This is a genomic window from Methylobacterium sp. Leaf113, from assembly GCF_001423325.1.
GTDB lineage: Bacteria > Pseudomonadota > Alphaproteobacteria > Rhizobiales > Beijerinckiaceae > Methylobacterium.
In genome coordinates this window covers 37,376-59,603 of the sequence record NZ_LMNJ01000004.1, presented here as the reverse complement: position 1 = coordinate 59,603, position 22,228 = coordinate 37,376, and the positions used below count along the sequence as shown (strand labels likewise).

Genomic DNA, 22,228 nt, shown 5'->3' with positions numbered 1-22,228 from the left:
AATCCCACGCTGGCGTCACGGCTGCGATTTCCTGGCCCGCGCCACCTTCTCCGCCTGGAGCGCCGCCCGCTTGCCCGGCGCCCAGCCGGGCAGGGTGCGCTGGCGCCCGCGCGAGACCGCCAGGGCCTCCTCCGGCACGTCCGAGGCGATCACCGAGCCGGCCCCCACGATGGCGCCGGCGCCGACGCTGACCGGCGCCACCAGCGCGGTGTTCGAGCCGATGAAGGCCCCCGCCCCGATCGTGGTGCGATGCTTGTTCACCCCGTCATAGTTGCACGTGATGGTGCCGGCCCCGAGATTGGCCCCCGCCCCCACCTCGGCGTCCCCCACATAGGTCAGGTGGTTGGCCTTGGCGCCGGCGCCCATCCGGGCGTTCTTGATCTCGACGAAGTTGCCGATGCGGGCGCCCGCTTCCAGCACCGCTCCCGGGCGCAGGCGGGCATAGGGGCCGATCTGCACGCCGGCCGCCAGGGTGGCGCCCTCCAGATGCGAGAAGCTGTGCACCACGCACGCATCGCCGACCGTCACGTTGGGCCCGAACACCACGTGAGGTTCCACCAGAACATCACGGCCCAACACCGTGTCGATGCTGAAGAAAACCGTTTCGGGCGCGATCAGGGTCGCCCCCGCGATCTGGGCGGCGCGGCGCAGGCGCCCCTGGATCTCGGCCTCGGCCACCGCGAGCTGGACCCGGTCGTTGACCCCCTGCGCCTCGGCCTCCGCCACCGGCACCACCGCGACCGGCAGGCTGTCCGCCACCGCGAGGGCGACCGCATCGGGCAGGTAGTATTCGCCCGCCGCATTGGCGTTGCCGATGCGGGTCAGGAGAGAGAGCGCATGGGGGCCGGACAGGGCCATCAGGCCGGCATTGCACAGGGTGACGGCGCGCTCGGCCGGGCTCGCATCCTTCTCCTCGCGGATCGCCAGCACGCGGTCCCCGTCGGTCAGCACCCGGCCGTAGCCGGTGGGATTCGGGCTCTCGAAGGCCAGCACCGCCACGGCCGCGCCCTGGGCCAGCGGCGCGCGCAGGCGCGCCAGGGTGTCGGCGGTGATCAGCGGCGTGTCGCCGAAGGCGATCACCACGTCGTCGTCGCCCGCCTCCAGGGCGGCCCGGGCGGCCAGCACCGCGTGAGCGGTGCCGAGGCGTTCGGCCTGCGGATAGACGGCGGCACCGGGTGCCAGGGTGGCGATCTCGCGGGCGACCGCCGCCTGCCCCGGCTCCGCCACCACGGCGATCCGGGTCGCGCCGGCCCCCTGCGCGGCCGTCAGCACGTGCCCGAGCAGGGTCCGGCCGGCGACCCGGTGCAGCACCTTCGGCAGGTCCGAGCGCATCCGCGTGCCCTTGCCGGCGGCCAGCACGATGGCGGTGAGGCTGCGGTCTGCGTTCCGGGTCGTCTGATCGGTCATCGAGGGGTCCGCCGCGGGCCAAGCTGTTGCTCCCCGTCGGCTAAAGCGCGGATGGGGCTGTTTCAAGTCCGGGCGCGATCGGGACGGGCTTCATCGATGGGGACCTGCATCGATGCGGACCTGCCGCCGTCTTTCGGCAGTATCCGTCGCGTGATCGGATCTTGCGACTAAGCTTTGACCCGGCCCGGGCCGAACGGTCCGGACGCTTTCGGCGTTGACCGGCGCGGTTCGGGACGGCTTAACCCCCGGTTCAGGGCTCGGCATGGTAGACACATACGAACCTCGACCTCCGCAAGTCCCGATCCCCAACGCCCTCGCCTTAACGCCCTTGCAACGCCCTTGCCTTTTCCGCGCGCCCGCGCCGACCACACGGACCTGATGACGCCGCCGAACCCGGATCTCCTCGACGACCCGTCCGCCCGCAGCCCCGGCGGCTGCACCGGCCCCAGCCGCCGCACCGTTCTGCGGCAGGTCGGTTTCGCGGCCCTGGCCGGCGGGCTCGCGGCCCTGCCGGGGGCCGCCGCCGCCGACGAGGCCCCCGCCCTTCCGGCGGACGGCACGCCGTTCCAGCCCGGACTCGTCACCGACCTCGCCCGGGCCCTGGCCAAGCGCGCCTATGCGGCGCCGCGCACCGACGACCTGCCCGAAGCCCTGGCGGGCCTCAACCGCGAGCAATACGCCGCCATCCGCACCCGACCCGGCAGCGCGGTCTGGGCCGAGGCGGCCCTGGGCTTCACCCTGGAGCCCCTGCATCGCGGCTCGGTGTTCCGCTCCCGCGTGGCGCTCGCGTTGATCGAGGACGGCACCGTGCGCGCCCTGCCCTACGATCCGGCGCGGTTCGAGACCGAGGGCGTGGCGCTCCCGCCCTTCAAGGACGACCCCGGCTATTCGGGCTTTCGCATCCGCGCCCGTTTCCGGGGCGGCGACCTCAGCGACTTCGCCATGTTCCAGGGGGCGTCGTTCTTTCGCCTGCTCGCCACCGGCCAGGGGTTCGGGGTCACGGCGCGGGCGCTGACCCTGCGCCCGGCCGACGCCCGGGGCGAGGAATTCCCCGAATTCCGCGCGATCTGGATCGAGCGGCCCGGTCCCGGCGGCCCCCTCGTCCTCCACGCGCTGGTGGATTCCCCCTCCGCCACGGCCGCCCTGCGCATGAGCCTGCGCGCCGGGGACGCTTCGCTCTGCGACGTCGAGGGCACGGTCTTCGCCCGCGCCGCCATCGACCATCTGGGCCTGGGCGGCATGACCACCAGCTACCTGTTCGGCCCGCACGACCGGCGCGGGTCCGACGATGCCCGGGCCGGCGCCTACAGCAGCGGCGGCCTGCAGATCCGCACCGGCGCCGGCGAGGCGATCTGGCGCCCGGTGCACAACCCCGAGACCCTGCAGATCTCCTCCTTCGTGGACGAGAACCCGAAAGGCTTCGGCCTGATGCAGCGGGCGCGCGACTACAGGGACTTCCAGGACGACGTGCAGCACTGGGAGTGGCGCCCCTCGCTCTGGCTCGAGCCCCTCGGCGCCTGGGGGCCCGGCGCCGTGACGCTTCTCGAGATCCCGAGCGATTCCGAGTTCAACGAGAACGTGCTGGCCTATTGGCGCCCGAAGGCGACCCTCGCGGCCGGGGCCGAGATGCCGTTCAGCTACCGCCAGCACTGGTGCTGGCAGCCCCCCGAGCCGCCGCCCGTCGCCTTGGTCTCGGGCACCCGCAGCGGGCGCGGGCCCGAGAACCGGCGCCTGTTCCTGGTGGACTTCACGGGCCAGGGGCTCGCCGCCCCCGACGACCTCCAGACCCAGCTGAGCGCGGTCTCCGGGGCGATCACGTCGAGCACCCTGTACCGCTACCCCGAGCGCGACACCCTGCGGGTGGCCTTCGAGCTCGACCCGAAGGGCGGGAAGTCCTGCGAATTGCGGCTCGCCCTGCAGCGCGCCGGCACGCCTCTGACCGAAACCTGGCTCTACCGTTGGACCCCGTGACCGCATCCCCGCTCTCCCCCGACGTGGCCGCGCCGGTCGCAGCCCCGACCGCTGCCTCCTTCGCCCCCGCGATGCCGCCCGAGGCGCCGCTGCCGATGCCGGTGCAGGACCTCGTGCGCTGGGACCCGGCCACCGGCCACCGGCCGGTGCGCCACGGCAGGCCCTGGCTCGCCCGCGCCTTCGTCTTCGGCGGGGCGGCGCTGCTGACCGCCTACGGGGCGATGCAGATGTACGAGGTGGTGGCGGTCTCGGGCGGCACCACGGCGCTGCAATACGTGCTGCTCGCGCTCTTCACCCTGAACTTCTCCTGGATCGCGCTGGCCTTCACGGGCGCGATCCTGGGCTTCCTCGTGTTGCTGCGGGGCTTGAAGACCCCGCCCCTGCCGTCGCACCTCGCCACCCGGACCGCGGTGGTGATGCCGGTCTACAACGAGGCCACCGCCCGCACCTTCGCGGGCCTCGAGGCGATGCGGTCCGAGATCGACGCCACCGGCCACGGCGACGCGTTCGACTATTTCGTGCTGTCGGATTCGACCCAAGGGGATGCCTGGATCGCCGAGGAGCGCGCCTTCCTGGATCTGCGCGCCCGCTGGGGCGCGGAGCCCCGGCTCTACTATCGCCACCGCCCGAAGAACCACCATCGCAAGGCCGGCAACATCGGCGACTTCGTCGCCCGCTGGGGGGGCGCCTACGACCACATGCTGGTGCTCGACGCCGACAGCCTGATGACCGGCGCCTGCGTGGTCCATCTGGCCGCCGCCATGGAGGCGGACCCGGATGCCGGCATCATCCAGTCGCTGCCGCTGATCATCAACCGCAACACGCTGTTTGCCCGCGTCCAGCAATTCGCCGCGCGCATCTACGGGCCGGTGATCGCCACGGGCCTGTCGGTCTGGTCCGGCCGCGACGGCAATTACTGGGGCCACAACGCCATCATCCGCACCCGCGCCTTCGCGGCAGCCTGCGGCCTGCCGGACCTGAAGGGCAAGCCGCCCTTCGGCGGCCACGTGCTCAGCCACGACTTCGTGGAGGCGGCGCTGATCCGGCGGGCCGGCTGGAGCGTGACCATGCTGCCGGCGCTGCCCGGCTCCTACGAGGAGAGCCCGCCCTCGCTCATCGACGTCGCGGTGCGCGACCGGCGCTGGGCGCAGGGCAACCTCCAGCACAGCCGCATCATCGGCACCGCGGGCCTGGCGCTCGCCTCGCGCCAGCACTTCGCCACCGGCATCGCCGGCTACGTCGCCTCGCCCCTGTGGCTGGCCCAGCTGGTGGTGGGTATCGCCCTGGTGTTCCAGACCGCCTATGTGCGGCCGGAATACTTCACGAGCGAGTTCGGTCTCTATCCGGTCTGGCCGCGCTTCGACCCGGTGCGCGCGCTCCAGCTCTTCGGGCTGACCATGGGCATCCTGCTGGCGCCGAAGTTTCTGGGACTGGCCCTCGCGCTGATCGACGGGCCGGTGCGCCGGGCCTGCGGCGGAGCCATCCGCCTCGTGCTCTCGAGCCTGATCGAGATCCTGCTCTCGGCCCTGATCGCCCCGATCGCGATGCTGATCCAGTCGGGCTCGGTGTTCCAGATCCTGCTCGGCCGCGACACCGGCTGGAACCCGCAGCGACGCGACGACGGCTCGATCCCCTGGGCCGACATCGTCCGGCGCCACCGCTGGCACATGGCCCTCGGGCTGATCACCGGCGTGGCCGCCTTCGCCATCGCCACCTCGCTGTTCCTCTGGATGTCGCCCACCATCCTGGGCCTCGTGCTGGCGATCCCGATCTCCTGGGCCAGCGGCCAGCTCGGCCTCGGGCTGGCCCTGAAGCGCTTCGGCCTGCTGATGACCCCGGAGGAGCGCACGCCCCCGACCATCGCCGTGCAGGCGGGCGCCCTCAGCCGGCGCAACGCCGAGGCCGGCCTCGACGACGCGGATGCGCTCCGGGCGCTCCACGCCGATGCCGGCCTGGCGCAGGCCCACGCCATGATGCTGCCCGAGACCGCCCCGCGCCCGCGCGGCGCCATCGACCCGGACCGCGCGCTGGCCCAGGCCAAGGTGGTGGAGGCCGACGCCCTCGCCGAGGCCCAGGCCTGGCTCACCCCGAAGGAGCGCATGGCCCTCCTCCACGACCGCGCCCTCCTCGATCGCCTCACCCGCCTGGCGCCCTGACACGCCCGGTCCTGGGATGTGGTCTGTTCCAGGGCTGGCCAATCCCCGGGACTTGCCGGATCCTCGGACTCGGCCGATCCCTGGACTTGGCCGATCCCCGATCGGCGCGTTTTTCGATTTCCGCGGCGCCCGATCTCCGATAGAACCGCCCGGACGGAAGGGTGGCCGAGTGGTTTAAGGCAGCGGTCTTGAAAACCGCCGTGGGTGAAAGCCCACCGTGGGTTCGAATCCCACCCCTTCCGCCAGTATATTCCTAAGCCCTTGCTGGGGCTAGAAGCGTTGACTTTCAGAGGGTTAGGCGACATCCCTGCTACAGGTTGTTGCTACAGGTGACCCTCCCCGATGGGCCTTGAGACCCGCCTCGTTCGACGCAAGACCGGCACCTACTCGTTTCGCGCTTGGGTGCCCCCTGAGCTTCGTGAGGTGATTCCCGGTGGCCGTAGCGGTCAGAAGTGGATTGCCCTGGGGACTTCGGACAGGGCTGAGGCTGTACGCCGCGCTCGCCTCAAGTCCGTGGAGTTCGACCGGGAGCTGGACGCCGCTCGGCGCCTCCTGAAGGGACGCGCTGATGACCTCTCGGTGGCTGAGGCCGAGCGCCTCGCCTCCGTCTGGCTCTCCTGGGTCCTTGAGGAGGACGAGGAAGGGCGCCGCTCTGGGCTCTCTGAGCGGGAGCTTCGGAAGAAGACAGAGGCCGCGGACATCCTGGAGGCTGGCGGCGGTGTTGCCCTCGCCCGCGGTGACCAGGGCCTTATGGCTTTCGAGATGGAGGAGGTCCTTCAGTCCCAAGGGATGAGCGTTCGCCCAGGGACGGAGGCGTGGGGCCGCCTCTCCTATGCGATGCTGAAGGCCCAGAAACGCTACGCCAAGGCCCTCCAAGAGCGGAACGCGGGTGAGGTAGTCGATACCCCTGCCCTGCCCTCAGCGGCTTCTACAGCCCGCTCCTGCACCGTTGAGGAGCTGATTGTCGCCTACCTTGCGGACCCTACCAGGAGCCGCACAGCGGGGACCCTGAAGACCTACCAGACAGTCTTCCGTGCCATGCGGGAGCTGCTAGGTCCTGACACGCCCGTGGACAGCGTTCACCGGGTGGACTGTGAGCGCATCCGAAACGTCGTCATGCGCCTGCCTAGGAACGCTACCCAGCGGTTCCCGAAGCTGTCCCTAGAGGATGCTGCCAAGGTGGCTGATGCGGAGAAGCTGGAGCGCCTCGGGGTCGCGGCGGTCAACAACTACCTCCACAACCTCTCGGCCCTGTTCAAGTGGGGCGTGAAGAACTGGCGGGTGGTCCGCAATCCGGCCGAGGGGCTGGCGCTGCCGGATGACCGGGATGAGCGAGACCTCCGCCAGCCGTTCAGCACGGCGCAGCTCCAAGCCATCTTCAACGCGCCCCTCTACACGGGCTGCCAGGACGATGAGGAGGGCTACGCCAAGCCGGGACCAAACGTGATCCGTAGGGGGCGCTTCTGGGTGCCCCTCTTGTCGCTCTGGACGGGCATGCGCCTGGGCGAGTGCTGCCAGCTCCGGGTGGATGATGTGACGGAGCTGGAGGGCGCGCCGGTCATCCTCATTGACGATGCCGGGGAGCCTGGGGCCGATGAGGCGGACAAGAAGCGGGTGAAGACCGAGGCCGGAAAACGGTTCGTGCCGGTCCACCCCGAGCTTCAGCGTATCGGGTTCTTGGAGTTCGCCGCGAGGATGCGCGCGAAGGGTGAGCGGCGTCTCTTCTCAGAGCTGAAGCCGGATGCGCTGGGCTACCTCTCAGGGCCGTTCTCGAAGTGGTTCAACGACAAGCGACGCTTCCTCGGGAAGCTCGACATGGCCGTGACGGGGGTCTCGTTTCATAGCTTCAGGCACAACTATCGGGATGCGTTACGGGAAGCCGAGATTAGCCTTGAGCGGGTCCGTGCCCTTGGAGGATGGCGAAGAGACAGTGATGGAGAGGAGTCTATCTACGGGAAGGGCCTGAAGGCCGTAACTCTTTACCGAGAGATTGAGAAGGTTCATTATGAGGGGCTTGATTTATCAGCGCTGCATCAGACTAGTAAGTCTTAAATAACAAGTATTTGCAGTACTGTATTTTTATGAAAACGCGTTTTGCGTAGTGCGAATTGTGTAGACATGGATGTTTTCTGACAAGCTATGGATAAGACAGTGGGCGGATTGACACCTTCGGAGCAGTACCTTTCGGAAATTTGTCGAAGCTCTTTCTTGAGTTTATGGAGCTATTCAAACCCATTTACAGATCGGGGAGTCAGTAGGAGCAATCCTCAAGGCAAAGAACTTTGTGATTTGCTGGTAGTCTTCGGTCGTGATGTTGTGATTTTCTCTGATAAGTCGTGTGATGTTCCCGACTCGGGAGATGTTCAATTAGATTGGAATAGGTGGTATAAGAGAGCTGTCAAAAAGTCTGCTGAGCAGATTTATGGAGCAGAGCGGTGGATTAACAGGTATCCAGACCGTATATACGTAGATAATAAATGCACAAATAAATTCCCGATTAATCTTCCAAGTGCTGATGAAATCAGGATACATCGCATTGTTGTAGCTCTTGGCGCAGGTAGGCGAGCTGAGAAATACTATGGAGGTGGAAGTCGCGGCAGTCTTATGATTGTACCCTCGATTATAGGCGATCAACATTGTAACAGTGACGCGCTTTGTGGTCCATTCCGCGTTGGACAACCAAATCCTGAAAGCGGATTTGTGCATATATTCGATGATGTAACCTTAGATATCGTTCTTTCGGAACTAGACACTATATATGATTTTGTAAATTATCTTCAAGAAAAAGAAAGATTTCTTTCCTCTTCTAAAGTAGCAATCTGCCATGGTGAAGAAGAATTGCTGAGTTTTTATCTCAGGAATTTTCGAGCGGGCGGCGGTCCATCCTTCGATCTATCGAGTTTTCCGCAAGCGGGGAATAGTGCGATAGTAATAGTCGAAGGACTTTGGGACGAATTTATACGAAGCGATTTATATAGGTTCCAAAAAGAATTTATGGCACCAAGCTATTTGATCGATAAGCTTATTGAAAACGTCTCAACTAATATAATAGATGGAACGCTTGCGTACGGCAGTGATTACTCTTTCGCCTCTCATGAGCATAATATCAGATTTTTAGCTTCTGAATCACGAGTCAATCGTAGCATGTTCGCTCAGGCCATCCTCCAAAAAGTTGCGACTACGCCTCCAAACATGAGGACAAGTTTGGTTTTGAGTTCAGTGTACGATGATAGAAAATTTGTTTTTCTTCTAGTTTCCCGAACCGCGCATCAAACTCACCATGCTTTTAGGATCGCCAGACAAAACATGCTTCAGGCATACGCCTATGTTGTCAAGGCGCTAAATCCAAGCATAAATTATGTCTATGGGTTGGTAACCGAGTCTGGTAAGCGCAAGTTACGAAGAAGCGAAGATTTTATGAGTTTTGATTTCAGGGAGTGGACTAATCAAGATCAGGAATTAGCAATGAGAATAAAAACTGAAGGTAAAATATTGGATGAGACCAGCCCAAGAACCGTTTTTGATCCACCAAATGTGTCTAGGTATTCTGTTGAGGGCGGTAATAGGAAACAAAGAAGGAAGAAGATAGCCTTAGACAGGAATGGAGATAATTAATTTTACTGTTTTATTTCGAGGGGCGGCACTGGCTAGTCGGTCACATTTTCTACCACCGCGTTTCTAGAAGGCGGCTTTGGGATGCCGTGGTGTGGATGTCACCTGGTCCGTTCCCCCACCACCCAGCGCACACTCTCATGCTTCCCCGCGGCGGCATCCAGTTTCCCCCAGAGGTCCGCGTTCTGCACCGGCTTCTTGCTTGCCGTGCGCCACCCCTTCGCTTTCCAGCCGGGTAGCCACTCGTTCATGCCCTTCGCCACGTACTCGCTGTTCGCGATGACCGTGACCACGGCACCGGGGCGGAGGAAGTTCAGCCCTTCGATGGCCGCCGTCAGCTCCATGCGGTTGGCTGTGGTGGACCCCGCGCGGCCCTGAAGGCGCTTCTCGGCGCCCGTATCGATGTTCTGGATGGTGGCCGTATAGGCGCCCGGTCCGGGGTTCCCCTGGCAGATGCCCCAGATGGCAACGTAGATGTTTCGGGTTGGTGCTTCGGTCATAGAAGGTCCTGTTCGGGCATGGTGAGAGAGGCCGTTGGCGGCCCCTCTCGGTTTTGCTTCGTTTGTGGTGTCGTGCGGTGTGAGCCGTTCAGCGCGTGGGGTGTCGGGAGGTCACCAGAGACCCCCATCGCCATGAGCCTTGCGCGGCTTGTGCTCGGGTAGCGTGCTGATCATCGTGTTGAGCAACGGCACCATACCAAGCGCATTCGAGTACGGCAGAAGGCGTGCCGCCGTTCGTGCCTCGGGTTGGCTCCAGCCCCCATCGCGAACCGCCCGACCAATCCCCCCGATGCCCTTGAAAGAGCTGTTCGCGAGGTCAATCGACGGGTTCCCAACGATGGCAGAGGCCGTCCCAGAGGCGCGGGTATCGAAGAGGTGCGGGAACCCCGTGAGGTCCGCCCCGCTGTCGAGTAGCGTTGGGAGGATCGATGACCACTCGCCCCGCTGAACCCACGCCGCGGCCATTGACTTGGGCGAGAGCTTCTCCTTCAGGACCTTCTCACGGTCCGCCCGGCCGAGCGTGTTGAGGTGCTGTTGGCCCACGTAGACCATGGACCCCACGGTGGACGTCATCACCCACGTAGCGAAGGTGTTGAAGTCCATGTGATGGATGCCGCGGAGGAACTGGTTGGTGTAGGCGCCGAGCATGAAGGACCGGAACTGGAAGATGGTCCGGCCCATGGCGCTCCCGAGAAGGACGCTTCCCTGTCCCAGGTGGTTCTCCTGGATGACGCTTCGGGACCACCGCCACACGGCACCGCGGAAGGCCGCTAGAGCCTCCTGGTCCTGCCATTCACGGAAGCCGCCCTGGACGTACTTGCGGCCCGTGGAGCCGACTTCCTCGCGGTAGGAGTGAGCGCGTATCTGGGCGAAGACCCGCTGGGCCATCTCATCGCTAAGTCCGAGGGCACGCATGCGGCCCACGTTGAGGCCCTGGACCTTGGCCGAGCCTTCCGACTTCACGGCGGCGTTCATGATCTTCATGACGATGGCCGCGGACGCCCAGCGGCGTGCCATGGTGTCAATCGGGGCCATGCCCGAGATGACGTTCGTGACGCGCTTGGCGGAGTGGAGGACGTCCTGGGTGGCGTTGTAGGCGTTGGACTGGGCGGACCGATTGATGAGGACCCCAGAGGCGTCCTCTACGTGGCCCTTGAAGCCGTCCCGGAACCAGTCTGCGCCGTAGCCTGAGAGCTGTTCCATGTCACGCGCGAAGGCCGAGTTCAGCTCCCCGGTCATGGCATCGCGGGTCATGGCGCGGAATGTCGGGATGCCCTGGAGGGCCGCCTTCACGCCGAGCTGGGTGACCACACCGAGGGTCTCGCCAATCTGGGCCAAGCCGACTTGGTTCATGACCCGGATGAAGTTGTAGTCCCGGAGCACCTGGAGACCGCGGCCGAGCGTCGTTCGGTCGAATTGATCCGGGACACCCGTGACGCGGTCGTAGACGAACTCCATGCGCTTCTGGTCGGCGTCCGCCAGCTTCATCCGCTTGTCGTGCGGAAGGTCCGTGCGGGCGTCCCAGGTAGCGCGCATGTCGCGAACCACCTTGTCGAAGTCCTCACGGCTCGTGATGCCGTCGATGAGGTGTGTGGGGGCATCCGGGTTGTTGACCGGGTGGTGGAGCGGGTTCTTCACCTCCACCATCGACATGGCGATTTGCCCGCTCATCTGCCGGGCGTAGCTGTTGAACAGGAGGTGGCTGTCATCGTGGAACAGGTCCTTCATGCGGATGGTGTCCCAAGACCCGTCACGGGCCTGTATCCGCATCTCGAAGGTGTTCTCGTAGAGGGTCCGCCGCTTGGACCGGGCGATGCCGCCCCCGGCGTCCGGGTTCGGGGTCACCGCGCGGATGACAGCCTCGCGGGCCGCGTCGTCCAGGTCGAGGTCACCAAGGGCCCGTTGGAGCCCCTCCAGGTCGTTGCCGTGCATCATACGGTCAACGCTCGTCATGCCCGCCGTGGCCTCGCGGAGGCGCCGCAAATAGCCCTTGGACATGGCCTCAGCCACGTCGTCCGGAAGTTCGCGGTTGGCCGCCTTGAAGGCCGTGGAGAGGAACTGGCGGATGGCGTCGTCACCGTAGCGGGTGGTGAGGGCGTCAATCTTCTCGTGGTTGGCGATGTTGGGCCGGTAGTTCAGGTCAGCGGGGATTTCCTCGAAGCCCTTCACAGGGCGTCGCGTGGACCCGTCGAGGCGGCCTGGGTTCTGTGCCAGCTCCAGGAGGCCCTTGTAGCCCTGACGGAGCTTCTCGGCGGTCGCTACGGCCTCCGGTGAGAAGTCCCTTCCGGGAACCCGGTTGTCGAAGACCTCCGTGACCTCAGCGTTGAACGCGGCGCGGGCCTCGTCACGCTGTCCGCGGGGAAGTTCCAGGCGCTTGGCGTAGCTCTCGAAGCCCTCGGTGTGGGCCTTGTCCGACATCATGCCGAAATCGAACTCCACTTGTTTCTGGTACTCCTCGGCGGTCCGCCCGGCCACCTTCGCCTTGTCGGCGTTGCCCACCACGTCCGTGACGGTGGACCCCATGAAGGCGCGTGTGGCGGCGTTGTCGGAGCCCTTGCCCTTGCCCGCGAGGTCCCAGCGCCAGCCGGGCTTCCAGGAGCGGGCGATAGCTTCATCCACGGCGGCGTGGGCCCAGTCCTCAGCACCCACCGTCAGCGCCTCACGGGCGGACGTTCGGGCCGCACCAGCGGTGCCCCCGAGCTGGGTCATGTCCCCTCCCCCGAGCGTGGGGGTGGTGAGCTGCTTGCCGGCCACGTCCTCGGCGTCCGCGTGCTTCTGCATGGACTTGCCAATGCGGGTCAGCTCGCCGGCCTCCTCGGCAATCGCCGGGTTCCGGCCGATGGCACCGAACGCACCACCGAGGGCGAGCCCTGCGCCGGCCGCCCAGAGGATGTCTGAGCCATGGGCCGTGGGCTTCTCCATGACCCTGGGGACCTCCAGCGCCGCGTTGATCGCCGCGCCCTCGGCACCCCGAACGCCCGCCGCGGCCCACCGTGAGGCTTTCGCCGGGAGGCCAATCTCGGGGGCGAGGACGGTGAGCCCGAGGCCCAGGACGTCCGTGAACGCGGCACCCACGCGGATGCCCGTTCCGGTCCACCCCATCGCATCGAGGCGCTTCTCGCGCTCCACGTCGTCCAGGATGTTGGACCGGATTTGCTCAAGGTGCGCCTGGGAGGACGCCGCCCCCAGCTGGTCCTGGTACTGCTTCGGGATGCCCTCCTGGGCCGCCTGAAGGGTTTCCTTCGAGGGGTTCCAGGTCGGGTCCGGGAGTAGTTCGGTGCTCCCCTTCAGGAGCCACGTCATCGTCTGAGCGTCTTTGGTGGCCTCCCAGAGCCCCTCACCGAAACCGTAGGGCTTGGCTCCGTCCGCCTGTTGCTGGCGGTAGGCGGCCATCTCTACGTCATTGACGGGGGACTTAGGCTGGACCGGGTCGCTCCAGTTTACCTTCGCCGGGCTGGGCGAGGCCGTGACCGCTTCTCCCGGCACCGTCCCAACGCTGATGGCCGGGTAGGAGGCGGACCCGTCATAGACGCGTTTCGCGTTGGCGAGCCGCCCGGCCCAGTTATGGCCCGCGGTGGGGTTGGCGCGAGAGTACCCGCTCGGGCGCTCGAAGTGCATGAAGGCGGCGGTGGCGGCCTCGATGCTGGTGGCGGAGCGGAGCTGGCTGGCAGCGTAGCTCTCGGACGTCTCAAGCTCGTGTTGGGCGAACTCAAGCTGACCCTGGAAGTCGTTGGGCTTGAGACCCCGCTCCGCCAGGTAACGTAGCAGCGCCGGCTTCCGGTCGTTGTGCTGGAAGACGCCGAACGCCGCGCCGCTGTCGCCCTCGATGCCCGGATCAAGGTTGCTCTCGGCCATGCCGTGCCCAACGATGGCGGCAGCCTGAACGGGGGTCCATTTGCGCTTGAAGAACTCGTAGGCTTCGCTCTGCCTGTCAGCCATTGGTTACCTCATGGGTGCTCGTTCCGCGGGCCGGGTGGCTCCGCGGTGGGGGTCTGTTCGGGGTTGGAAAAGGGGCCCGCTTAGGGGGTGTTCGGGTCCCGCTCTTCGAGGCGCGGAAGCGGGGGCGTCGTCGCGTTCTTCCGCATCCGTCCGAGGGTCTTCTCGTCCGCCGCATCGTCGCGGAGGGCGCGTGCCTTCAGGAGGTCAGTGAGGACGAACACGCCGTCCCGCTGGTCATCGACTGGGACACCGTCAGAGCGGCGAACAATCTTCCAGGCGTTGCCCCCGCCGCCCATACTTCTAACCGTCAGGTCCGAAGCCTCCAGGCCCTCCGCCTTGCCGTGCTTGGCGGCGTAGGAGGCGAGGACGTCACCGGCCAATTCGGGGAACCCTGGGGGTATCCGGCGGTCACTGGCATCGATCCAGGAGCCATTCACCTGGACGTGCGTGTCGCGGACGCGCTGGACGGCTCGCTCCACGGCCTTCTCAGCCCCGAGGCCGAGCACCGCGTAGTTCTCCGCGAGCCGCTGGACGGTGGCGCCCATCTCTCCGATGTTGTCGGGACTGGAGGGACCACCGAAGAGGGACCGGAAGCCTCCGCCGAGCTGGGCCACCTTGTCCTTAATCTCCCGCGTGGTGACGCTGGAGAGGCGCTTCAGGCGGTTGTTGGGGTCCGCGTTGGCCTCCGCTGCATGGAGAAGGGCCTTCTCAGCGGTGAGCCCCACATCCTGCTCACCGACTCTCCACGCCTCGTAGAAGTCCCTCTGGTCCTTCGGGACGAGGTCGTTCAGGAGCCGCGCGTTGTTGGCGTGGAGGAGCTTGTACATCGCGTAGCCCCGCTGGGCCGCCTCGGGGGGAGCCTCACCGGACAGGGCGGACGCCGCGATGGACGCGCCACCCTGGGCGAGGGTGTCCTTCCACTTCTTCGGGGCGTAGCCGTTCTGGGCGTAGATGGGCGCCTCGCGGAGTACCGTCTGGTCCCAGCTCTCGCCCTTCTGCTGGGCGTACTGGGTGGACCACTCCTCGAAGTCCGAGAAGGCCCGCTCGCGGAACTTGTCGCCCCCGAGGGTCTCCTCCTCGCCCTTCTTGTTCAGGACGGTCACCTGGGGGAGGCTGAAGACCTTACCCCCGCGGACGGCCTCCACGCCCATGCTGGAGAGCTGGGCCTCCTGGGAGTTCAGGCGGTCCATGAGCTGGACCCGTTCGGCTTCCTTCTTCGCCGCCGCCTGGGCCGCTTCACGCTGGTTCCGGTTCGTCTGGACCCAGGCGTTCGCGGTGCCCTCATCAATGCTCCCGTCCTTCTTGCGGGCCAGTGCGAGGATGCGTTGCTCGTCCTCGGGGGTGGCCTCGCCGTTCTGGAAGCGGGCGTAGTCGTCCTGCCGGTCCGCGACCGTGGCGTCCTTCGTCAGCTTGTCCCGCTGGGAGCGCGCATGGGTCACCGCCTGGGCGATGCTGGGGCCCACCGTGGGGTTGTCGAGGAGCTTCTCGCCGTTGCGTTCGGTCTCCGCGAGGGCCTGGACCACGTCATACTTGCCCTGTTCGGCCAGCGCCCGGACCACCGGCACGAGGGCCTTTTGCTGGTCCGCGTAGGGCATGCGGAGGATTTTCTCATTGCCGTAGAACTCCTTCACGACATCCGCGGCGGTGGCCTTGGGGTCCTTGCCGGCGTCCTGGGCCTTCGAGACAATGCCGAGGAAGATTTTGGACTGGTCATCCTGGGTTCGCGTGTAGGCGTCCTGGGCCTTCGTCTGTGCGTCCGAGTTGCGGAGCGAGGCGATGCCGGGGGTGACGTCATCCACGAACTGCTTACGGAAGACGGGGTCCTCTCCGTACTTGTCGATGTATGGCTTCATGGTCTCCGCGGTCAGGGCTCCGAGGTCCCCGTTCACGCGGTCGAAGTCGGTCTGGTACTTGGTCTTGGCCTCGTTCACGGCCTGGGCCGCCAGGAGCTGTCCGAGGCGGCGAGAGGCGGCGGCCTTGCCTAGACCCGCCTGCATCTCGGGGTCCGAGGCCATCAGCTCTTCGACCTTCTTCGGGTCCCCGCCCACCTTCAGGATTTTGGCCTGGACGGAGCTTGAGACGTCGTCCTTGCCCTCTTCGGCCATCGAGGAAGCGAACCGCTGGAGGCTCGGGTTGATGTCCGAGAGGGCCGCCGCGAGCCGGTTAGCGTTGTCGTCCTGGGGAGCCGAGAGGGCGCGGTTGAAGGTGCTGACGGGGGCCGCCACAGGGGCGAGCCCAGGGGCACGGAAGTTAGGGTCTTGAAGAGGCACGGTCTGGCGCGCGCGCTCGGGTTCGGGCGTGTCTTCGCGGAAGGGCGTGAGACCTGATTGAAGGGCCATGGGTTACGGGTCCTGTATGTGGACGTGAGGGGGCCTTCACGCGGGCCGCAAGGGTCCGCGCGTGGGGGTTCGTTCGGGGTGTCGTGGAGCTGGCCCTGATGGGTCCCGATTGGGCGCCGATGCTGGGACCGGAAGGGGCCGTGGAGGGCTAGCGGAGGAAGGCGAACGCTTTGGAGCGTGCGTCCCGCTCTTCCTCGTAGCGGCGCCTCGCCTCGCGAGCCTGGGCCGCGGCAAGCTCCTTGGCGGCGTCCTCATCGACCGCCACAAGCTTGCCCACCGAGAACATGGCGAAGACCTCCGCCATCAGGACCGCGAGGCTGTCCGCCCGCTTTGTCCCGGCCTTGGCGATGATGAAGGCGGCCTGCGCCGGGTTAAGCCGGAACTCCGTGACCATGGAGACGCGGCCCTTACCGGAGCGGATTGGCGCTTCAGATTGGAGCACCAATCCCATCGCCTCCAACGTGGGCCGGTGGCGCTTGATGAGGTTGCGGATGTTCGTGGGCCGCTCGAAGCCAAGTGCCTGGGCCAGCTTGAGGTCCTGGACGGTGGCTTCTTCAGTGACGAGCGGGTTGCCCGCATGGGGAGCAAGAGCGCCGTTCACGCCTGAGCCTCCGCGGTACCCTCGGGGATGCGGTTCAGAAGGTCCCGAACCATGGCCGCGGGGATGGCTACTGAGACCGGAATGGGGCGCTTCGCTTGGTCTTCGTCCTCGAAGGTGAGGAGCATGACGAGGCTGTCACCGTCCTTCCGGTGCTCCAGCACGAACTCACCGTACCCGGCTACTCCGCGGGTAGCGTCCGTGCCAATGGGTGCGATGAGACCATGGGCGCGGTTCTCCGGGCCGGCGAACCAGAGGCGGGGTGTTTTGTCGGTGATCATAGTTGGGGTTCCTGGTGTTGGGCCGGCTCAGCGGCAGGCATGGGGAGGCGTTCACGCGAACCGTAGGGGTCCGCGCTGGGTGTGCGTTGAGGGTATGGAAGGCGTCAGATGGGGCGGTTCAGGCAGCCAAAGGCGAGGAAACGCTTAGCTGTCCTATAGGTGATAGTATGGGGTTCACCGGCTGAGCCCCAGCAGGCTTCGAGGTGACTGGAAGACGTTGGCCGCTAACCTCCTGAGACACGGTCTCCATCACCTCCCGAGCTTCATCAGCGTGCGAGTCACCCACCAAGAGACCATCATGCAGGCCCAGGGCGACGATGCCTCGAACGCGGAGACGCTCCAGGACCTCACACAAGATGCGGCTCTCAGTGAACTGAAGCTCCAGCCCCAGGCGGCGACCGAAGGCATGGCGGAGGTGATGTCGATGGGCCCAGATAGCATGCCGCATCTGTGTCACCGTCCACCCCGGAGGCTGCGCCACCTTCGCGTCATCGGGCCAGTCGTTGCGGCTGTGCCCATCATTGAGAAGCGTGTTCACCAGGAGCTTCACAGCCTCACGGTGGTCCTCCAGGCCGGGGATGGCGTAGAGGTCCACCTCGCCCGCTGACACGCCCTGACGTGCGTAGATCAGCCGGGGGTGCATCGAGGCGAAGTCCAGGACCCTGACGGCCTCCCCGTTGATCCTGATGCTGCACCGGCGGTCTCGCTCCAGGTTCTGCCAGAAGCCGCCGTAGAGGCGACCGCCGCGGTTCAGCCTGGGTGCGTCGGAGGGCTTCGCCAGGACGAAATGACGGCGCATGGCCCTGTTGTGGGCATCGACCGTGCCCCTCCCATCCTCGATGAAGGTGACGTCCGCCGCATCCAGGAAGCGGTTCAGCTCGTGGAGCTGGGTGCGCATCGCGGTTGTGTCGGCTGTCTCCGGGTAGTCCACGCGGACCTTGTGCCCACCGAACGGCTTGGCGGCGTCATAGGGCTTCATGGAGAGCCGGATGACCTCTTCCCCCGCGTGGCGCCTGAAGTCCTGGAGCGTCGGCCCTGAGGCACCTACCGCGGCCCTAAGCATGTCCGTTGGCACGATGTAGGATGCGGCCGAACGCTGGCGGGAGGTGACGTGCTCGACCATCCCGGCTTCGCTGAGAAGGAAGAGGATGTCCCGCAAGAGCTTGCCCGTGGCGGGGCTCGTGTAACGGGGGATGCGCTTGCCGGTGTTCCCGGTGAGCACGAGGGTGCGCCCCGTCTCAGTCGGCATCAGCACTGCGTATGCGAGATTGGCCGTGATGATCTTCAGAGCCGTTATCCGGCGGTCCTCGATGGCGACCTTTCGGGCGCGTTGGCGGGTCGCGTGGCTCGGGTCGTGGAGGGCGATGAGCGACCCGGTGAAGGCAATGAGCGACGTGAACGCCTCCCCACGTCCGCCCATCCATGGGTCGAACCAGCGGGGCTTAGCGTCCTCGTTCTCAGGTGTGGGAGGTTGTGAGGCGGGCACCGGAACGCCAGCGACAGGACAGCCGTCTGGGTCCCGGCTGCGGATGACAGCCGTGGGCATGGTGTGGGTTCCCTGATGGTGGAGTGAAGGGTTCAGTGAGCCAAGACGGGAGGGCGATGCTCGAAGCTCCGCCGTCCAAAAAAACTGATACGACAGGGCACCGATACGTCCGGGCGAAGAAGCGTACCTGAAACAAACAAGGTGCCGTATCGGCCGATAGCCACCTGTTTCCTGGGGTGGGTGGTTATTGCCTGCCGTTATGGGGGTGGTGATTCGCAGCCCCGGCCGGAAGTCTTTGTGTGGGCTTCCGCGGGAGGCGTGCAATCCCCCTCACGCGGCTGTCGGTACGGACCCTCCCCCGCGCTTCAGGAGCCGAGCAACAGGCGGACACTCCACGATGAGGTGGCGCCGCCCGGCCCAGACCTCGAAGCCCTGTGGTCCCCACATCCCATCGAAGTAGCGCCGCCCGCGGCTGTAGCTGTCCCCCTCGTAGAGACAGTCGAAAGATTTCCCCAAGGTCACACCGGTACGGCTCACCGCGAGCACCGTCACACCGGAGCGGCTGAACGTAATCATCGTCGTCGGTCCCCAAGGGCCAGTTCACCGGCCCGCAAGGGAAAGTTCCCACATCATCAAAAAAAGAACTAGACTTGAAGTGGAATTTTGTTATCAGGACGAAATCACGACGACAATACTTACCCACATCCGGGTTGATTATTTCGAAGTGTCCTCGGTGGATTTCCGAGCTTGGGCTTTTACTAGCGACTTGCGACGGGCCTTGACCGAACGCTGCATCTCCATCTCCCCGCGGGGCGGCTTCATCCTCGGGCCAATCTCCGCGATGCGCCCAGCCAGTTCCGCCCGGTCTTCCGGCTTAAGGCCGTAGCGGTCCTCTGATGTCCACGGGATGCAGGTGACCACCTTGGAGCAAACACTCCTCAACTCGCGAACCTTGATGCGGGCGAGGGCCCAGCCGTCGCGGTTGCCCTGCTCCCGCTCCTGGGCGGTGACGATTTCGAGAAGGCGAAACTCCCGCTCGATTGCTTCGTGGAGGATGAGCGCCTGGAAGTCGGTGAGGTAGATGGGTGGATTGAGAGCAAACATCCAGCGGCCCAAAACGCGACAATAGCCGGGCTTACCTCACCGCGACACGTCAGCCCATGACTCTACATGTCACGTTGTCAGGTGAGCGAAAATCTGGATTGGAGTGGGCACCAACTCCCGCGATCACGTCCATGCCAGCCCCCATCCCTGCCTCCACTCGCACATCGACATGCTGTAGCCTATTCTGAGCATCTAGTCGGAGGCCACATGGCGATAGTCACCCGTCGATTTCACTACCACGAGAAGGGCAACCACGATGAGACGTGGCACGCTCTCGCCCGAGATACCGAGACGGGCGAGGTGTTCGTTCAGAAGGAGTGGGCGCACCGGGAGAACGTGGGCGACTGCCGTGCGGAGTTAGCTGCCTTCTTAGCGTCCAACGACAGCACCGCGCGCACCAACCTGTTGAAGCTGATTGGCTCGCTGGTTCCTGACAACGGTTGAGGCGGGCCGCGTCAGCTCCTCGTAAGCGTCGAACCGCCGGATGACCTCGGCGCGCACCGCCTTGGCTTTCTCGGTCTTGGAGAGGATGCAGACGAGGAGGGCTTGCTGGCGGTTCAGGTAGAAGGCGCTTGCAGGACGGCCTCCGGTTTAGATGAGATCCATCCGAAGCCCCCCCCCGAACGCCTCCAACTCGTCCCGGTTCGGCTCAATGACGTTCTGACGGACCTTGCGGGGCTCAGCCATCCCGAGCTGTTCCGCTAGGGCTGTGTCCAGGACGCGCGCTTCGTTGTCCATGACGGTGATGGTGAGCGCCGGAACGGAGGCGCGGACGGTCTCAGTGATGACGGACTTGAGCTTGCGCATGGGCATGCCTTTCCGGCTCCCGCTCGGGGTAGCCTGCCCTCCCCGGCCCCCCGCTCCCCCCCTCATGGGACCCGTAAGCCGGAACGCTAATACCGCTGTCCAACGTACTTACCCTCGGCGTTGAAGCTGAAGGATTGCTCATAACCGAAGGCGTTCCAGAACCTATCGAAGACCGGTCGCAAGACCGCCTCATCGGTCTGTTGTGGGTCCGTAATGATGGCTTCGGGCAGCAACAGTGCATCGGCTCGCACTGTGCGTTGCAGGCCGAAGGGGTGCCGAGCCGCCGCAAGGTAATGCCCGCGAACCCCGATGAGAGACAGGAAAACGTAGAGAGGTAACTCGACACCCTTCTTCGATAGCTTCGTCCGGTACTCCCTTAGTGCGGACAAGGCGGCCCACTCGACTGACGAAGCGGGTACGTACAGACCATCCTCGCCTTTGTGGCCCGCTGTTGCCGCTCCCTCAATGATCCCTGAGCGGAAGAGGAGCGAGTAGCCATAGGCGCCCTGCGGGTCGTGCTCTTGGCCGGAGAATGTTGCGAACCCCTCCAGGACATGGCGGGCATTGAAGCCGCCGGACATGGAGCCGAATGGACCGATGAGGTCGCGGCTGCTGTCGATCCCAATGTCCCTCTCTGCGGCGAACGCCTCTAAGGGCACCACATGGAGGACCACCTTGGCGCCGTCTCGCAAGCCCACAGGCCCTTCGGCCGCCTCAACGATGCCCAGCCGCTCGTTCCTGAAGCGGCGTATGCGGTCATGAAGTCCCTCCGCGGCGAGGAAGGCGGCGCGCACCTCGGCCACGTCCATGGATGTCTTCCCAGCATTGGTTCGGCCGTAGAAGTGCCCGTGGTTGCGGAAGGTTACTCGATGCGGTCCTAGGTAGCTCCGCGGCGTTCGAATAATCAGGAGGCCCCTGCCGTCCGTTCCGGGCAACCATTGCAGCTCGATGCGCGGTAAGCGGGGCTCCAAGCCGGACCGAAGGATGGCCTCCAAACGCAAGACCTCCGCATCCGGGTTGTCCAATTCAATGCCAGGGATGCCGGTGGCCTCGCCCTGAGCCTCCGTGATGCCGAACACGATGTCACCGCCAGCCGTGTTCGCGAGGGCGGAAACGTCGGCCAAGAACTCGCGCTTGTCGTCGTCTTTGCCGCCCACAGGGGCTTGCTTGAAGTCCAGGGTGCGACCTTCGCGGATACCCGCTTCCACCATCGCCGCCACATCGCTGAAGGTCAGCCCTTCGAAAGGCTTCGGGAGCATGGCAACACCTGTGTGGGAGGGGCAAAGGAGCGGATGCTAGCGTAACCCTACGTGCAGCCGCGGCTCCATGCCACTGCGTAGATGCCCGCTTCACTGCCGCTTACGCCGCCTTCGCGGGCTCGCTCAGCGCCCGATGCACGGACCCCTTGCCAATCCCGAGTTTCGCGGCGATGGCGGCCATGCTCAGCCCTTCCGCGGCGAGGGCCTTGATCTGGTCCGCCTTGGCCCGTGCGGTAGGCTTCCGGCCCTTGTAGGCGCCCTCCCCCTTGGCCTTGGCGATGCCCTCCCGCTGACGCTCCAGCATCATCTCCCGTTCGAACTGAGCGACACCCGCAAGAACGTTCAGCATCAGCTTGCCCGTGGGGGTCGCGGTGTCCACGCCCAGGTTGACGATGCGCAGAGCCACGCTCTTGGCCTCCAAGCCGGCAATGATGTTGCCCAGGTGGGTCACCGAACGGGCGAGCCGGTCCAGCTTCGTAACCACGATGGTGTCCCCTTCACGGGCGAACTCTAGGGCCGCCTCCAGGGCCTTGCGAGGGCCCACGGAGGACGCTTGCTCCTGATACAGCTTGGTACAGCCGAGGGCCGTCAGGTCGCGAGTTTGGGCCTCCAGACCGGCTTCCTGTTCCAGGGTGGAGGTGCGGGCGTAGCCGATGAGCATGAGAGGCGTTCCGGTCCGGATCGTTCCAATAGGTTCTAGGACGTTGAACCATGGGTCGTTCCGAAATGCAATACAACTTTCTTGGAACGGTTACGGTAGGAGCCTGGA

Annotated in this window: 17 protein-coding genes and 1 tRNA gene; 6 read left to right on the top strand and 12 right to left on the bottom strand. The window is 65.4% G+C overall.

The annotated features are described in order from the left end of the window. Positions 1-15: 15 nt before the first annotated feature. On the bottom strand, positions 16-1,407 hold the full coding sequence (gene glmU / locus ASF60_RS04550; protein ID WP_056181074.1) for a bifunctional UDP-N-acetylglucosamine diphosphorylase/glucosamine-1-phosphate N-acetyltransferase GlmU: 1,392 nt from the start codon (positions 1,405-1,407) through the stop codon (positions 16-18). Positions 1,408-1,785: 378 nt separating this feature from the next. On the opposite strand from glmU, the gene ASF60_RS04545 reads away from it, so the two are divergent. The 5 genes from ASF60_RS04545 (at position 1,786) to ASF60_RS24260 (ending at position 9,149) form a co-directional block, all read left to right on the top strand. Further along, positions 1,786-3,378 carry a glucan biosynthesis protein gene (locus ASF60_RS04545; protein ID WP_056181071.1) on the top strand — a complete coding sequence of 531 codons (1,593 nt, stop codon included), beginning with the start codon at positions 1,786-1,788 and terminating at the stop codon, positions 3,376-3,378. 23 nt (positions 3,379-3,401) lie between these two features. After that, the gene (mdoH, locus tag ASF60_RS04540; RefSeq protein WP_056181274.1) at positions 3,402-5,534 is read left to right on the top strand and encodes a glucans biosynthesis glucosyltransferase MdoH; all 2,133 of its coding nucleotides are present in this window, start codon (positions 3,402-3,404) and stop codon (positions 5,532-5,534) included. A 155-nt stretch (positions 5,535-5,689) separates the two neighbouring features. Next, a tRNA-Ser gene (locus ASF60_RS04535) sits at positions 5,690-5,779 on the top strand. A 97-nt stretch (positions 5,780-5,876) separates the two neighbouring features. Then, positions 5,877-7,586 (top strand): site-specific integrase, encoded by a 1,710-nt coding sequence (locus ASF60_RS04530; RefSeq protein WP_056181068.1) that lies wholly within the window; start codon positions 5,877-5,879, stop codon positions 7,584-7,586. A gap of 87 nt (positions 7,587-7,673) precedes the next feature. Then, positions 7,674-9,149, top strand: a complete 1,476-nt coding sequence (locus tag ASF60_RS24260) for a hypothetical protein (protein WP_156633862.1) — start codon at positions 7,674-7,676, stop codon at positions 9,147-9,149. A 98-nt stretch (positions 9,150-9,247) separates the two neighbouring features. Here ASF60_RS24260 and ASF60_RS04525 read toward each other — a convergent pair whose 3' ends face one another. The 8 genes from ASF60_RS04525 to ASF60_RS04490 form a co-directional block, all read right to left on the bottom strand. Beyond that, positions 9,248-9,646: a ribonuclease H family protein gene (locus tag ASF60_RS04525; protein ID WP_056181064.1), complete on the bottom strand. Its 399-nt coding sequence runs from the start codon at positions 9,644-9,646 to the stop codon at positions 9,248-9,250. Positions 9,647-9,757: 111 nt separating this feature from the next. Further along, positions 9,758-13,585, bottom strand: coding sequence for a phage tail tip lysozyme (locus ASF60_RS04520; RefSeq protein ID WP_056181061.1), 3,828 nt, complete (start codon positions 13,583-13,585; stop codon positions 9,758-9,760). A gap of 80 nt (positions 13,586-13,665) precedes the next feature. Continuing rightward, positions 13,666-15,924 carry a hypothetical protein gene (locus ASF60_RS04515; protein WP_156633860.1) on the bottom strand — a complete coding sequence of 753 codons (2,259 nt, stop codon included), beginning with the start codon at positions 15,922-15,924 and terminating at the stop codon, positions 13,666-13,668. A 148-nt stretch (positions 15,925-16,072) separates the two neighbouring features. Then, a complete protein-coding gene (locus ASF60_RS04510) occupies positions 16,073-16,525 on the bottom strand; it encodes a hypothetical protein (protein ID WP_056181055.1) in 453 nt (150 codons plus the stop codon). Then, positions 16,522-16,803, bottom strand: a complete 282-nt coding sequence (locus ASF60_RS04505) for a hypothetical protein (RefSeq protein ID WP_056181052.1) — start codon at positions 16,801-16,803, stop codon at positions 16,522-16,524. Before ASF60_RS04505 ends, ASF60_RS04510 begins: the two co-directional genes overlap by 4 nt. 118 nt (positions 16,804-16,921) lie before the next feature. Next, positions 16,922-18,349 carry a hypothetical protein gene (locus tag ASF60_RS04500; protein ID WP_156633858.1) on the bottom strand — a complete coding sequence of 476 codons (1,428 nt, stop codon included), beginning with the start codon at positions 18,347-18,349 and terminating at the stop codon, positions 16,922-16,924. A gap of 270 nt (positions 18,350-18,619) precedes the next feature. Further along, on the bottom strand, positions 18,620-18,865 hold the full coding sequence (locus tag ASF60_RS04495; RefSeq protein WP_056181045.1) for a hypothetical protein: 246 nt from the start codon (positions 18,863-18,865) through the stop codon (positions 18,620-18,622). A gap of 138 nt (positions 18,866-19,003) precedes the next feature. Then, a complete protein-coding gene (locus ASF60_RS04490) occupies positions 19,004-19,393 on the bottom strand; it encodes a hypothetical protein (RefSeq protein ID WP_056181040.1) in 390 nt (129 codons plus the stop codon). Between the two features lie 207 nt (positions 19,394-19,600). Here ASF60_RS04490 and ASF60_RS04485 point away from each other — a divergent pair, with 207 nt between their 5' ends. Next, positions 19,601-19,837, top strand: coding sequence for a hypothetical protein (locus tag ASF60_RS04485; RefSeq protein ID WP_056181037.1), 237 nt, complete (start codon positions 19,601-19,603; stop codon positions 19,835-19,837). A 147-nt stretch (positions 19,838-19,984) separates the two neighbouring features. Here ASF60_RS04485 and ASF60_RS04480 read toward each other — a convergent pair whose 3' ends face one another. The 3 genes from ASF60_RS04480 to ASF60_RS04470 form a co-directional block, all read right to left on the bottom strand. Beyond that, complete coding sequence (locus ASF60_RS04480; RefSeq protein WP_156633856.1) at positions 19,985-20,200, bottom strand: hypothetical protein; 216 nt, start codon at positions 20,198-20,200, stop codon at positions 19,985-19,987. A gap of 86 nt (positions 20,201-20,286) precedes the next feature. Next, on the bottom strand, positions 20,287-21,459 hold the full coding sequence (locus tag ASF60_RS04475; RefSeq protein ID WP_056181029.1) for an AlbA family DNA-binding domain-containing protein: 1,173 nt from the start codon (positions 21,457-21,459) through the stop codon (positions 20,287-20,289). A 100-nt stretch (positions 21,460-21,559) separates the two neighbouring features. After that, positions 21,560-22,120, bottom strand: coding sequence for a recombinase family protein (locus ASF60_RS04470; RefSeq protein WP_056181026.1), 561 nt, complete (start codon positions 22,118-22,120; stop codon positions 21,560-21,562). Positions 22,121-22,228 lie beyond the last annotated feature (108 nt).